We start from the raw sequence: 499 nt of genomic DNA, 5'->3' as shown, positions 1-499 counted from the left end.
GGACTGTTTTTCCCTTTTCAAGTAGATTTCGGTCCTCATGACACCTTCATGAGGACTGTTTTCCCTTTTCGAGTAGATTTCGGTCCTCATGACACCTTCATGAGGACTATTTTTCCCTTTTCGAGTGGATTTCGATCCTCATGACACCTTCATGAGGATCGTTTTTCTCTTTTCGAGTGGATTTCGGTCCTCATAACACCTTCATGAGGACTGTTTTTCCCTTTTCGAGTAGATTTCGGTCCTCATAACACCTTCATGAGGACTGTTTTTCCCTTTTCAAGTAGATTTCGGTCCTCATAACACCTTCATGAGGACTGTTTTTCCCTTTTCAAGTAGATTTCGGTCCTCATGACACCTTCATGAGGACTATTTTTCCCTTTTCGAGTAGATTTCGGTCCTCATAACACCTTCATGAGGACTGTTTTTCTCTTTTCGAGTGGATTTCGGTCCTCATAACACCTTCATGAGGACTGTTTTTCCCTTTTCGAGTGGATTTCCA

Source organism: Bacillus sp. FJAT-29790 (assembly GCF_019039215.1).
Lineage (GTDB): Bacteria > Bacillota > Bacilli > Bacillales > Cytobacillaceae > Cytobacillus.
The sequence above is the reverse complement of the archived record's forward strand: the minus strand, read 5'-3'. Positions refer to the sequence as shown.